This window comes from Streptomyces sp. AB3(2024) (assembly GCF_041862025.1).
Taxonomy (GTDB): domain Bacteria; phylum Actinomycetota; class Actinomycetes; order Streptomycetales; family Streptomycetaceae; genus Streptomyces.
In genome coordinates, this window is the sequence record NZ_JBGWAB010000002.1 from 1 (window position 1) to 13,389 (window position 13,389).

General features: G+C 71.6%; 12 protein-coding genes. 2 read left to right on the top strand and 10 right to left on the bottom strand.

What is annotated here, in order from left to right:
- The coding region (locus ACEPPI_RS00950; protein ID WP_373913332.1) for a carboxyl transferase domain-containing protein at positions 1-504 on the bottom strand (504 nt) is incomplete at its 3' end.
- A 257-nt stretch (positions 505-761) separates the two neighbouring features.
- Here ACEPPI_RS00950 and ACEPPI_RS00955 point away from each other — a divergent pair.
- Positions 762-1,364 carry a YceI family protein gene (locus tag ACEPPI_RS00955; RefSeq protein WP_373913333.1) on the top strand — a complete coding sequence of 201 codons (603 nt, stop codon included), beginning with the start codon at positions 762-764 and terminating at the stop codon, positions 1,362-1,364.
- 34 nt (positions 1,365-1,398) lie between these two features.
- On the opposite strand, the gene ACEPPI_RS00960 is transcribed toward ACEPPI_RS00955, so the two are convergent.
- From ACEPPI_RS00960 to ureA, 6 genes are all read right to left on the bottom strand, one after another.
- A complete protein-coding gene (locus tag ACEPPI_RS00960; protein WP_373913334.1) occupies positions 1,399-2,745 on the bottom strand; it encodes a hypothetical protein in 1,347 nt (448 codons plus the stop codon).
- An 86-nt stretch (positions 2,746-2,831) separates the two neighbouring features.
- Entirely contained in the window at positions 2,832-4,454 is a 1,623-nt protein-coding gene (cimA, locus tag ACEPPI_RS00965) for a citramalate synthase (protein WP_373913335.1), read from the bottom strand.
- Between the two features lie 327 nt (positions 4,455-4,781).
- On the bottom strand, positions 4,782-5,402 hold the full coding sequence (locus ACEPPI_RS00970) for a TetR/AcrR family transcriptional regulator (RefSeq protein ID WP_373913336.1): 621 nt from the start codon (positions 5,400-5,402) through the stop codon (positions 4,782-4,784).
- 38 nt (positions 5,403-5,440) lie between these two features.
- Positions 5,441-6,481 carry an agmatine/peptidylarginine deiminase gene (locus ACEPPI_RS00975; RefSeq protein WP_373913337.1) on the bottom strand — a complete coding sequence of 347 codons (1,041 nt, stop codon included), beginning with the start codon at positions 6,479-6,481 and terminating at the stop codon, positions 5,441-5,443.
- A gap of 20 nt (positions 6,482-6,501) precedes the next feature.
- Positions 6,502-8,184, bottom strand: coding sequence for an urease subunit alpha (locus ACEPPI_RS00980; RefSeq protein ID WP_373913458.1), 1,683 nt, complete (start codon positions 8,182-8,184; stop codon positions 6,502-6,504).
- Positions 8,185-8,240: 56 nt separating this feature from the next.
- Entirely contained in the window at positions 8,241-8,960 is a 720-nt protein-coding gene (ureA, locus tag ACEPPI_RS00985; protein ID WP_373913338.1) for an urease subunit gamma, read from the bottom strand.
- Positions 8,961-9,117: 157 nt separating this feature from the next.
- On the opposite strand from ureA, the gene ACEPPI_RS00990 reads away from it, so the two are divergent.
- Positions 9,118-10,548 (top strand): cytosine permease, encoded by a 1,431-nt coding sequence (locus tag ACEPPI_RS00990; RefSeq protein WP_373913339.1) that lies wholly within the window; start codon positions 9,118-9,120, stop codon positions 10,546-10,548.
- 95 nt (positions 10,549-10,643) lie between these two features.
- Here the strand turns inward: ACEPPI_RS00990 and ACEPPI_RS00995 are convergent, their stop codons facing one another.
- The 3 genes from ACEPPI_RS00995 to ACEPPI_RS01005 form a co-directional block, all read right to left on the bottom strand.
- Entirely contained in the window at positions 10,644-11,729 is a 1,086-nt protein-coding gene (locus tag ACEPPI_RS00995) for a branched-chain amino acid aminotransferase (protein ID WP_373913340.1), read from the bottom strand.
- 228 nt (positions 11,730-11,957) lie between these two features.
- Entirely contained in the window at positions 11,958-12,998 is a 1,041-nt protein-coding gene (locus ACEPPI_RS01000) for a 3-isopropylmalate dehydrogenase (protein WP_371676516.1), read from the bottom strand.
- A 147-nt stretch (positions 12,999-13,145) separates the two neighbouring features.
- Positions 13,146-13,277: a hypothetical protein gene (locus ACEPPI_RS01005; protein ID WP_256462237.1), complete on the bottom strand. Its 132-nt coding sequence runs from the start codon at positions 13,275-13,277 to the stop codon at positions 13,146-13,148.
- Positions 13,278-13,389 lie beyond the last annotated feature (112 nt).

Below are 13,389 nucleotides of genomic sequence, written 5' to 3' on the forward strand. Positions count from 1 at the left end.
GCCCGAGGCCTTGGTGTTGCGCTGGAAGATGCCGCCGTACCCGGCGAGCGCGGAGACGCCCTCCTGGATGCGGGCGCCCGCGCCGTCGTTGAGGGAGACCAGCGGGGCACCGGCCGCGATGGCCATGTCCATGATCTTGTGGATCTTCGTGGCGTGGGCCTCGCCCAGCGCGCCGCCGAAGATCCGGAAGTCGTGGGCGTAGACGAAGACCGTGCGGCCCTCGACGGTGCCCCAGCCGGTGATGACACCGTCGGTGTAGGGCTTCTTGGCCTCCAGGCCGAAGCCGGTGGCCCGGTGCCTGCGGAGCTGCTCGACCTCCTTGAAGGAACCCTCGTCGAGCAGGAGCGCGATGCGCTCGCGCGCGGTCAGCTTGCCCTTGGCGTGCTGCGCTTCGGTCGCCCGGTCGCTGGGGCCGCGCCGGGCGTCCTCGCGGAGGGAGTGCAGCTCGGCCACGCGCCCGCGGGCGTCCGTCGGCTCGCTCGGAGTCTGGTCCACAACGGTCATGTACCGACCTTACGAAGCCCGGCCATGAAAACCCTCCGTTGGTTCTACACAGTCTCGGGCCCCATCCGCTGTACGGGACGGACAGAACCTCCGAAGGATGTACGGACTCCCCCAGTGGGGACCGGCGCCCTTTGTGGGAGTCATACAAAACCACCCCCTTCGGCGGAAGGAAGTTGAAATTTGAACGGAATGGCCCTAGCCTCGCTCTAGTTGAAGTTTCAAGCATTTTCGTCGCAGAACCTTCCGAGGAGGAAGCCATGGGTCTCTTCACCCGCCGCAGCCAGACCACCCCCGTCGCCACCCTCGACGTGGACCCGGCGCTCGCCGCCCTCACCGGCGACTACACGATCGACCCCGCCCACAGCAGCATCGGCTTCACCGTGCGCCACGCCATGGTGACCAACGTCCGCGGCGGCTTCGCGGAGCACGAGGGCACGCTGCACCTCGACGGCGCGGACCCGTCCCGGTCCACGGCCGCCATCGACGTCACGATCGCCTCCGTCGACACCGGCATCGCCGACCGCGACGCGCACCTGCGGGGCGCCGACTTCTTCGACGCCGACCGCTTCCCCCTGATGCGCTTCCGCTCCACCTCGGCGCGGCGCGTCGGCGGCGACACGTACCGGATCAGCGGCGAGCTGACGATCAAGGACGTCACGCGCCCGCTCTCCATCGACCTGGAGTTCGCGGGCAGCGCGACCGACGTCTACGGCAACGAGCGCGTCGGCTTCGAGGGCTCGGCCGAGATCCTCCGCTCCGACTGGGGTCTGACCTGGAACGCGGCCCTGGAAGCCGGCGGCGTGATGGTCAGCGACAAGGTGAAGCTGACCTTCGACATCTCGGCGATCAAGCAGGCCTAGGCCCTGCCGGACGGCTCCGGACCAGGGGCGGCGGCTACCAGTCGCCCCCGCCACCGAAGTCGCCCCCGCCGTCGAACCCGCCCCCGCCACCGAAGTCGGACGGGTTGAAGTCCGCCCCGGAGACGTCGCCGCCCTCGAACCCGGAGCCCATGCCACCGCCGAAATCGGAGGCGTAGGCGGGAGAGGACATCATCGAACCGAGCATCGTGCCCATCAGCAGGCCGGGCAGGATGCCGCCGCCGAAGTAGCCGCCGGCCCAGGGACCGTACGCCGGGCCGGCGTCGTAGTACGGGCGCGGCCCGTGCTCGGTGTCGACGGTGCGGACGGCCGGGTCCAGGCCGTCGCGCAGCCGTACGGCGTCCGCCGCGCAGACCGGGACCGTACGCGGCGCCCCGCCGGCCGGCGCCCAGGCGGCGTCCTCCGTGCTGGGGCCGTGGCGCGGGTCGAAGAAGCAGGGCGAACGCCGCTCCGGCAGGGGCCGGCCCTGGCGGCGTGCGTCGAGGCGGGCCAGCGCGAAGCGGCCGTCCTCCAGCGCCTGGGTCACGCCCTGGACCTCCTCCGGGCGCTGCACGGAGGCCATGATCTGCTTGGCCTTCTCGTAGGAGTCCAGGCCCTGCTCGTAGTCCGCCCGCATCGCGTCGTCGGCGCCGGGCTCGCCCGGGTGGAAGTCGAGGCGGTCGAGCTCCTCGCCGAAGGCGGTGATGTCCTCGTCCACGACCACGCCCAGGCGGGCGATGGCCTCGCGGCGCGCCTCCTCCTTCTGCCGGCGGTTGCGCTTCACCAGCGCGTACGCACCGCCGCCGCCGACCAGCGCGACCGCGCCGAGTCCTATCAGCGCGCCGGTGGAGAAGCCGCCGTCCGCGGCGGCGCCGCCCCAGGACGCCGGGGCCGCGCCCTTGACCTGGGTGAGGGCCTGGTCGACGAAGTTGTTGAGCTGGGTGTTCGCGTCCACCGGGGTGCCGGTCTTGACGGCGCCGGTGAGGTTGCGGACGGCGTTGCCGGGCATCACCGTCCGGTCGGCGCCGGCGTTGAAGCCGTCGCCGAGGCGGACCGCGTACAGGCCGGTGATCCCGGTCTCGGCGCGGACGGCGCCGAGCACCTTGTCCTGCGGGAACTCGGCCGTGTTCGGGAGCACGGCGACGAACACCGGCTTGCCCGCGTCCTTGATCTTCTTCGCCAGCGCGTCGGCCTGGCTCTGGGACAGCTGCGCCCGCGCCCCGGGGTCGACGTAGACGGGCCCCTCCTTCAGGGCCTCGCCGACGGCGGAAACCCCGGTGGCCGCCGACGCCTGTGGGGCGACCGCGACAGCGGTCGCCGACAGGGCCAGCAGCAGGCCGGCCAGCAACGGTCGGAAGCGCACGGAAATCAGCCTGGTCCTCATGCCCAAGACGCTACCTGAACCGGATGTTTCCTGTGTGAGCTGGACATAAGGGAGCATCTACGACCCGGCATCCCGCCCCGGGGCGCCTACTCCGCCGGTTCGACGCCCGCGTGCAGGAGGCCGAAGGTGAAGGCGTCCTCCAGGGCCTGCCAGGACGCGGCGATCACGTTCTCGGCGACGCCGACCGTGGACCACTCCCGGGTGCCGTCCGTCGTGGAGATCAGGACGCGGGTCGTGGACTCCGTGCCGTGCTTGCCCTCCAGGATGCGGACCTTGTAGTCGATGAGCTCGAACTTGGCGAGCTGCGGGTAGAAGCGTTCGAGGGCCACGCGCAGGGCCCGGTCCAGGGCGTTGACGGGACCGTTGCCCTCCGCCGTGGCGACGATCCGCTCGCCCTTGGCCCACAGCTTGACGGTGGCCTCGTTGGCGTGGGTGCCGTCGGGGCGGTCCTCGACGATCGCGCGCCAGGACTCCGTACGGAAGTACTTGCGGGCCCGGCCCTCGACCTCGGCGCGCAGCAGCAGTTCGAAGGAGGCGTCGGCGGCCTCGTAGGTGTAGCCCTGGAGCTCCCGCTCCTTGACCCGCTCGACGACCCGGGAGATCAGCGCGCGGTCCCCTCCGAGGTCGACGCCGAGCTCCTTGCCCTTGAGCTCGATGGAGGCCCGGCCGGCCATGTCGGAGACCAGCATCCGCATGGTGTTGCCGACGCGCTCGGGATCGATGTGCTGGTAGAGGTCGGGGTCGACCTTGATGGCCGAGGCGTGCAGGCCCGCCTTGTGCGCGAAGGCGGAGACGCCCACGTAGGGCTGGTGCGTGGAGGGGGTGAGGTTGACGACCTCGGCGATGGCGTGCGAGATGCGGGTCATCTCGGCGAGGGCGCCCGCGGGGAGCACCTTGCGGCCGTACTTGATCTCCAGTGCGGCGACGACGGGGAAGAGGTTGGCGTTGCCGACGCGCTCGCCGTAGCCGTTCGCGGTGCACTGCACGTGCGTGGCGCCCGCGTCGACGGCGGCCAGGGTGTTGGCGACGGCGCAGCCGGTGTCGTCCTGGGCGTGGATGCCGAGGCGGGCCCCGGTGTCCGCGAGGACCGTCGCGACGACGGCGGTGATCTGGGCGGGGAGCATGCCGCCGTTGGTGTCGCAGAGGATCACGACGTCGGCGCCGGCCTCGTGCGCGGTGCGGACCACGGACTTGGCGTACTCGGCGTTGGCGCGGTAGCCGTCGAAGAAGTGCTCGCAGTCGACGAAGACGCGGCGGCCCTGGGCGACGAGGTGGGAGACGGTGTCCCGGACCATCTCCAGGTTCTCTTCGAGGGTGGTGCGCAGCGCGAGTTCGACGTGCCGGTCGTGGGACTTGGCGACCAGGGTGATCACCGGGGCGCCGGATTCCAGGAGGGCGCGGACCTGCGGGTCCGAGGCGGCGGAGCCGCCGGCCCGACGGGTGGCTCCGAAGGCGACGAGCTGGGCGTTCTTGAAGTCGATCTCGGCGCGGGCGCGGGCGAAGAACTCGGTGTCGCGGGGGTTGGCGCCGGGCCAGCCGCCCTCGATGAAGCCCACGCCGAAGTCGTCCAGGTGCCGTGCGATGGTCAGCTTGTCCGCGACCGTGAGGTTGATGCCCTCACGCTGGGCGCCGTCGCGCAGGGTGGTGTCGAAGACGTGGAAGCTGTCATCGAGGGCCGCTGTCGGCTCCGTCGCCTCTGTCGTCGTCATGCTGATCTGACTCCTGTCGGATGAGTGGTTCCGGAAGCCCGGGATCCACTGCCCCCATCATCGCGCGCTGCCGGCCCGGCGTGGTTTTGGAGCCGGGAAACGAAAAGACCCCTCGCGGGTGCGAGAGGTCTGCGCGCGGGTCTGGGGCACGGTGGCCGCTGCCGCGAAGGTCTTCCACGGTTTCAGCGGTCACAGAGGACCGGCGCGCTGCTGTCCATAATCATGAGCTGAGCAGGCACGCCCGCAGTGTGCCACACAGTCCGTCGCCCGTGGACGCCGGTCTCAGCATCCGGGCAGTCCCGTCCGGCAGCCGGGCCGGCCGCCCGGTCAGGCCTGCGCCACCAGGGCTTCCGCGAGGTACTCGGCCACGTGTCCGAGGATGTCCTCGCGCCCGATCCCCGGCAGGCCGACGGCCAGCTGGATGCTGAATCCGTCGAGCAGGGCCCGCAGGCGGGCCGCGACGCGCTCGGCGTCCACCGGGCGGAACTCGCCGCGCGAGATGCCCTCGGCGAGGAGGGCGACCAGGTCGCGGTGCCAGGCGCCCTCGATGGCGGCCTGCCGTTCGCGTTCCTGGGGCCCGGCGTTCTGGGAGCGGTTCCAGACCTCCAGCCACAGGGTCCAGTGCGGGTCCCGGGGGCCGTCGGGCACGTAGAGGTCCACGTAGGCCCCGATGCGGGCGCGTGCCGTGCCGGGACGGGACAGCAGGGCCCGCCGCTCGGTGCCCAGCGCCGCCTCGCTCCACTCCAGGGTCCGCAGCAGGAGCTCGTCCTTGCTGCCGAAGTAGTAGAGGAGGTGGCCGCTGCTCATCCCGACCTGGCGGCCGAGGCCGGCCATGGTCAGACCGTCCAGTCCGCGCTCGGCGATCGTGGCCATGGCGGCGACGAGTACGTCCTCGCGCGGGGGCGCGTTCTTGCGCGCCGCCCGTACCGGTACTCCACCCGCCACCATGGGCCACTCCTTCACGAGGTTCGCCTGCGGTCCGTGGGTCAGACCTTCGGCTGCTGCTGGGTGATGCAGTGGATACCGCCGCCCCCGGCGAAAATCGTACGTGCGTCAACGAGCGTCACGGTCCGCTCCGGGAACAGAGCGCGGAAGATTTCCGCGGCCTCCTCGTCACGCGGGTCGTCGAAGGAGCACAGCACCACGCCGCCGTTGCAGAGGTAGTGGTTGATGTACGAGTAGTCCACCCATTCCCCGTCCTCCTCCAGCACGGTCGGCGCGGGGATCTCCACGACCTCCAGCTGCCGGCCGCGGGCGTCGGTGGAGGCGCGCAGGATCGCGGCGATGGTCTTGCAGCGCTCGTGGTCCGGGTGGGCGGGGTCCGGCTGGGCGTGGACCATGACCACGCCGGGGCGGGCGAAGGCGGCGACGATGTCCACGTGGCCCTGGGTGCCGTAGGTGCCGTAGTCGCCGGCCAGGCCGTACGGGAGCCAGATGGCCTTGGTGGTGCCGAGGTGGGCGTGGATCTCGGCCTCGACCTGCTGGCGGGTCCAGCCGGGGTTGCGCCCCTCGCCGAGCTGCACGGTGTCGGTCAGGAGCACGGTGCCCTCGCCGTCGACGTGGATCGCGCCGCCCTCGTTGACCAGGCGGGTGCTGTACGTACGGGTGCCCGCGAGGTCGGAGACGTGCCGGGCGATCTTCTCGTCGTGGTCCCAGCGGGCCCACTCCTGGGCGCCCCAGCCGTTGAAGGTCCAGTCGACGGCCGCCAGCTCGCCGGCGTCGTTGGTGACGAAGGTCGGGCCGATGTCTCGCATCCAGGCGTCGTCGAGTTCCCGCTCGACCAGCTGGACGTCCTCGCCGACGATCGCGCGCGCCGAGTCGGCGTCGCCCGGGGAGACGACGAGGGTCACGGGCTCGTAGCAGCGCACCGCGCGGGCGACGGCGCCCCATGCCTCGCGGGCCTCGGCGAGCTCCCGCTCGTTGGTGAACGTGGGGTTGGGGCTGGGCCACGCCATCCAGGTGCGCTCGTGGGGGGTCCACTCGGCGGGCATCCGGAATCCGTCGGCGGTGGGCTTGTTCGTGGTCATGGCACGCGTCCTTACGGGCTTCACAGGAAGTACAGGCGGTTGAGGGAGACCGACTCGGCGGCTTCGGAGCGCAGCGGTTCTCCGTCGAGGGAGACCAGTCCGCTGCGCGCGTCCACATCGACCGCGCCCACCCGGGAGTTGAGGAGGAGGTCGCGGGGGCCGATGCCGCGGGTGCCGCGGACGGCGACCCGGCGGCGGCGGGTGGGCATCTCGTCGGAGCCGAGCGCAGCCGCCGCGGCGGAGACGAAGGCGACGGAGATGTCGGCGGCGGTGGCCCCGTAGGAGCCGAACTGCGGGCCGAGGACGAGAGGTTCGCAGGTGTCGGTGGCGGCGTTGGGGTCGCCGGTGACTCCGTACGCGGGGAAGCCGGACTTGAGGACCAGCTGGGGCTTGGCGCCGAAGAAGGCCGGGCGCCACAGGACGATGTCGGCGAGCTTGCCGATCTCGATGGAGCCGATCTCGTGGGCCAGGCCGTGGGCGATGGCCGGGTTGATGGTGAGCTTGGCCATGTAGCGCAGGACCCGGGCGTTGTCGTCGCCCTCGCCGTCGCCGTCCAGCGGACCGAGCTCGCCCTTCATCTTCGCGGCCATGGCGAAGGTGCGGCGGATCGTCTCGCCCGCGCGGCCCATGCCCTGGGCGTCGGAGGAGGTGATGCCGATCGCGCCCAGGTCGTGCAGGACGTCCTCGGCTCCCATGGTCCCGGCGCGGATGCGGTCGCGGGCCATGGCGGCGTCGCCGGGGAGGTCCGGCTTGAGGTCGTGGACGGAGACGATCATCCCGTAGTGCTCGGCGACGGCGTCCCGTCCGAAGGGCAGGGTCGGGTTGGTGGAGGAGCCGATGACGTTCGGCACGCCCGCCATCTTGAGCACGTTGGGGACGTGCCCGCCGCCGCAGCCCTCGATGTGGAAGGCGTGGATGGTCCGCCCGTCCAGGACGCGCAGGGTGTCCTCGACGGAGAGGCACTCGTTGAGGCCGTCGCTGTGCAGGGCCACCTGCACGTCGTGCTCCTCGGCCACCCGCAGCGCGGTGTCCAGCGCGCGGGTGTGCGCACCCATGTCCTCGTGGACCTTGAACCCGCACGCCCCGCCCTCGGCCAGCGCCTCGACCAGCGGAGCCGCGTCCGAGGAGGACCCGCGGGCCAGGAAGCCGATGTTGACGGGCCACGCGTCGAACGCGTTGAAGGCGTGCTTGAGCGCCCACGGGGAGTTGACGCCGACGCCCCAGACCGGGCCGAACTCCTGGCCGATGATCGTGGTGACACCCGCGGCGAGCGAGGCCTCCATGATGCGCGGGGAGAGCAGGTGGACGTGGGTGTCGACGGCTCCGGCGGTGGCGATCATGCCCTCGCCGGAGACGATGCTCGTGCCGGTGCCGACGACCACGTCGACCCCGTCGAGGGTGTCGGGGTTGCCGGCCCGGCCGATCGCGTGGATGCGGCCCTCGCGGATGCCGATGGACACCTTGCGGATGCCCAGCACCGCGTCGATCACGAGGACGTTGCTGATCACGACGTCACAGGTCTCGCGGACGGCGGCGGCCTTCAGGTGCAGGCCGTCACGGGCGGTCTTGCCGAAGCCGGCCAGGAACTCGTCACCCGGCCTCTGGGAGTCGGACTCCACCCGGACGGTCAGCCCCGAGTCGCCGAGCCGGACCCGGTCCCCGGCGCGGGGGCCGAAGACGGACGCGTACTCGTGCGGGTCGATGTGCCGGCTGCCGGGCGCGCAGTGCGCGCTGTGGTCGGTGTGGGGGGTCTGACGGCTCACGCCCGGTCTCCTTCCGGGGCGCCTCCGGCGGTGTCGGCCACGCCCAGGTAGCCGCAGGCAGCGGCCCGGCGCAGGGCCTCCGCCTTCGCGCCGGGGGCGTCCAGCGGGCCGTCGACCAGGCCCGCGAAACCGATCGCGATCCGGTCGCCGCCGATCGGGACCAGACCGACCTCGACCTCGCCGTGCGGGTCGAAGCGCACCGAGGACCCGGCCGGGACGCACAGCCGCATCCCGTAGGCCGCGGCGCGGTCGAAGTCGAGGCGCGGGTTGGCCTCGAAGAAGTGGAAGTGCGAGGTGACGCTCACCGGCACGGGGGCGGTGTTGCGCACCCGCAGGTGCAGGGCCGGCTCCGGCTGGGGGGCGCCGGGGCCCGGTACGACCGCGCCCGGGGCGTCCTCGCCGAGCGAGGCCGCGTCGCGGATCGGGGACGAGACCACCGCGAGGCGGGATCCGTCGTCGAAGACGGCCTCCACGTGCACCTCGGTGACCACGTCGGCCACGCCGGGCAGCACGTCGTCGGGGCCCAGGACGCTCCGGGCCTCCTCGATGGCCTCCGCCAGGCGCTTGCCGTCGCGCGCGGCCTCGCAGACCGTGTCCGCGACCAGCGCCGTCGCCTCGGGGACGTTGAGCCGCAGACCCCGGGCCCGCCGGGCCCTGGCCAGTTCCGCGGCGCTGCGCAGCAGCAGCCGATCGCGCTCCGTAGGGGTCAGCCGCACGCCGATCCACCACCTTTTGAGTCGATGGGTTAGAGCATCACTCTAACTCTTCATTTCCTCGCTGGGAATCATTGACCTGAGGGCAGGGCCTGAGTCACATTGAGTGTCGCTCAAACAATTGCGTGACCATCCCCCGCCCTGCCAAGGGAGTCCCCCCATGCCCATCGAACAGCGCGGAGTCGACACCATCCCGGAGGAGGAGCGGACGAGCGGTCCCCGTGACCTGATCTCGATCCTCCTCGGCTCCAACCTCTGCCTCGGTGTGATCGTCTTCGGCTGGCTGCCCCCGTCCTTCGGACTGGGGCTGTGGCCCTCGCTCACCGCCATCGTGACCGGCACCGTCGTCGGAATCGCGGTGACCGCGCCGCTGGCACTGGTGTCCCTGCGCACGGCGACGAACCTCTCCACCTCCAGCGGCGCCCAGTTCGGCGTCCGCGGGCGGCTCGTCGGCTCGATCGTGGGCCTGCTGCTCTCCCTCGGCTACACGGCGCTCACCCTGTGGATCGGCGGCGACGTGATGGCCGGCGTCCTGTCCCGGCTCATCGGGCTTCCGGACAACGGCGTCACGCGGGCCGCGATGTACGGCGTACTCGCCGCGTGTACCGTTGTCGGGGCCGTGTTCGGCTACCGGCTGCTGCTGCGCATGAGCAAGGTCCTGTCCATCGGCATGGTGGTCCTGCTGGCCATCGGCGTCTATGCCTACGCCCCCGACTTCACCACCGCCGCGCCGGAGGCCTCGTACCTCCTCGGCTCCTTCTGGCCGACCTGGCTGCTCGCCGCCGTCGCCGCCGGACTCAGCGGTCCCGTCGCCTTCATCACCCTCCTCGGCGACTACACCCGCTACGTCTCCCCCGCCAAGCACAACCCCCGCAAGGTGTTCTGGGCCACCGCCCTCGGCCTGCTGGTGGGCCTGCTCGTACCGCAGCTGTTCGGCACCTACACCGCGCTCGCCGCCAGGGCGGGCTCCACGGACTACGCCGGGCCGCTCGTCGCCGCCTCGCCGTTCTGGTACCTGCTCCCGCTGCTCGTCGCGGCCGCGGCGGGTTCCGTGGGCAACGCCGGACTGATGCTGTACTCCATGGGCCTCGACCTCGACGCGATCGTCCCCAAGGCCACCCGCACGAAGGCCACCGTGATCGCCGCCGCCGTCGCCACCGCCTTCGTCTTCGTCGGCTCCTTCGAGTGGAACGTGCAGTCCGCGATGACCTCCTTCGTCCTGCTGCTGACCGCCATCGGCACCCCGTGGGCCGTGATCACGCTGATCGGCTTCGTGCGCTGCCGCGGGCAGTACGACGCCGACGCCCTCCAGGTCTTCAACCGCCGTTCGGTGGGCGGGATCTACTGGTACCGCGGCGGCTGGAACCCGCGCGCCACCGCCTCCTGGGCGATCGGCGCCGGTGTCGGCCTGCTCGCCGTGAGCACCCCCTTCTACGAGGGCCCGCTGCTCGCCCTGACCGGCGGGGTGGACTGCTCCTTCATCTTCTCCGGCCTGGCCGGCGGCCTCGTCTACACGGCCCTGACCGCCCGCACCGCGCCCGCCGTCGCCCCCGCCCCGGCACCCGCCGTGGAGGAAGCGGCCACCGTGTGAGGCCCTCCCCCGCCGGACGTACGAAGGCCCGCGCCCCCGGATCGGGAGGCGCGGGCCTTCGTGCGCAACGGGTCCTTCGCGGTGCCTGGCCGTGCCTAGCCGAGCGGGTGCATCCAGCCGTGGGTGTCGGCGGTGCGGCCCGTCTGGAGGTCGAGGAGCGCCTTGCGGAGCTTCATGGTGACCTCGCCGGGCTCGCCGTCGCCCTGGGTCCAGTTGGCCCGCTCGGACTTGACCGAGCCGACCGGGGTGATGACGGCGGCGGTGCCGCAGGCGAACACCTCGGTGAGGGTGCCGTTCTCGTTGTCGCGCTTCCAGTCCTCGGTGGTGATGCGGCCCTCCTCGGCGGTGTAGCCGAGGTCGCGGGCGATGGTGAGGAGTGAGTCGCGGGTGATGCCCGGCAGGAGCGAGCCGGTCAGCTCCGGGGTGACGATGCGGTCCTCGTACACGAAGTACAGGTTCATGCCGCCCATCTCCTCGATCCAGCGGTGCTCGACGGCGTCCAGCCAGACGACCTGGTCGCAGCCGTGCGAGGCGGCCTGGGCCTGGGCGACGAGGGAGGCCGCGTAGTTGCCGCCGGTCTTGGCGGCGCCGGTGCCGCCCTTGACGGCGCGGACGTACTCCTCGGAGAGCCAGACGGAGACGGGCTTGACGCCACCGGGGAAGTACGCGCCGGCGGGCGAGGCGATGACCATGAAGAGGAACTCGTTGGCCGGGCGGACACCCAGGCCGACCTCGGACGCGAACATGAACGGCCGCAGGTACAGGGAGGCCTCGCCGGAGTCCGGCACCCAGGCGCTGTCCTGCTTGATGAGGGCGTCACAGGCCTCGATGAACAGCTCGGTCGGCAGCTCCGGCATCGCCATGCGCCGGGCGGAGGCCTGGAAGCGCTCGGCGTTGGCCCGGGGGCGGAAGGTGGCGACGGTGCCGTCGGGCTGCTTGTAGGCCTTGAGGCCCTCGAAGATCGTCTGCGCGTAGTGCAGGGTCATGTTCGCCGGGTCCATCGACAGCGGCGCGTAGGGGACCAGCTCGGCGTCGTGCCAGCCGCGGCCTTCCGTCCACTTGATCGTCACCATGTGATCGGTGAAGTGGCGGCCGAAGCCGGGGCTGGCCAGGATCGCCTCGCGCTCCGCGTCGGACAGCGGGTTCGAGGAGGGCTTGAGCTCGATCGTGGGCGTCGTCATGAGTGCTTGTCCTTCACCGTTGTGTATGGCGGACCGCGCTCATGCGTACCAGGACGTCCGAGCTTCCCCGTTTTCCGCGGCCTCGCGTTCGATTATCGCGCGCGAGGGGGCTCCGGTGAAACGGGGTGATTGCGGCCCAGGGGAGATGGTGGCACCCGGGGCCGCACAGGAGAAGCCGCCGGGTCCGGTGGTCGCGACCCTGCGGCTTCCTGAGGTGGAGCTGCCGGGTCAGCCGGCTACGCGTGCGGCGAGGGCGTCGCCGATCGCGTCGGTGGAGCGGAAGGTCCCGTCGCGCTCGGCCAGGTCGGCGGAGACGGCGTCCTCGATGCGGACGGCCTCGGCCTCGTGGCCGAGGTGGCGCAGCAGGAGGGCGACGGAGAGGATCGTCGCGGTCGGGTCGGCCTTGCCGGTGCCCGCGATGTCGGGGGCCGAGCCGTGGACGGGCTCGAACATCGACGGGAAGGCGCCGGTCGGGTTGATGTTCCCGGAGGCGGCCAGGCCGATCCCGCCGGTCACGGCGGCGGCCAGGTCGGTGAGGATGTCGCCGAAGAGGTTGTCCGTGACGATGACGTCGAAACGCTCGGGCTGCGTGACGAAGAAGATCGTCGCGGCGTCGACGTGCAGGTAGTCCGTGGTGACCTCGGGGTACTCCTGGCCCACCTTGTCGAAGATGTTCTTCCACATGTGGCCCGCGTACACGAGGACGTTGTTCTTGTGGACCAGCGTCAGCTTCTTGCGCGGGCGGGCATTGGCCCGCTCGTACGCGTCACGGACGACGCGCTCCACGCCGTACGCGGTGTTGATGCTGACCTCGGTGGCCACCTCGGCGGGGGTGCCGGTGCGCAGGCTGCCGCCGTTGCCGGTGTACGGGCCCTCGGTGCCCTCGCGGACCACGACGAAGTCGATCTCCGGACGGCCGGCGAGCGGGGTGGCCGTGTTGGGGAAGAGCTTCGAGGGGCGCAGGTTGATGAAGTGGTCGAAGGCGAAGCGGAGCTTCAGCAGCAGACCGCGCTCCAGGACGCCGGACGGGACCGAGGGGTCACCGATGGCTCCGAGCAGGATCGCGTCGTGGTGCTTGAGCGCTTCGAGCTCCGCGTCCGGGAGGGTCTCACCGGTGCGGTGCCAGCGCTGGGCGCCGAGGTCGTACTCCTTGGTCTCCAGCTTCGCATCCTGGGGCAGGACCGCGGTAAGGACCTTGAGGCCCTGAGCCACGACTTCCTGGCCGATGCCATCACCGGGGATCACTGCGAGATTGATGCTGGTCGACATGACGGAACCGTACTCCGTGTCCCAGCCCTCAGACATATCGCGTCCACCATGTGGACCAATGGTCCACCGTGGACGCGATGTGCCGCGGGCGGCCGGTGTGGCCGCGGGCCGGTGGGATCAGTGGGCGGGGTCCGCGGGCCCCTGGGATCAGTGGCCGGTCGAGCCGCCGTTGTCGCGGCGGTCCAGCGCGCGCTGGAGGGCGGCCGCGGCGTTCTTGCGGTCGGCGTCGGCCGGGGAGGAGTGGCGGACGCGACGGGTGGCGGCGGAGGTGGGGGTCATGGTGATCGACTCCTTGAGATCACGGCGTGGCGGGGCCACGGATGAGGGGTTCCTTCAAGGCGCCGGAAGAGGCGGGAAGCGGCGCGGCAGGGGTTGCCTGCCCAGGGGCGCG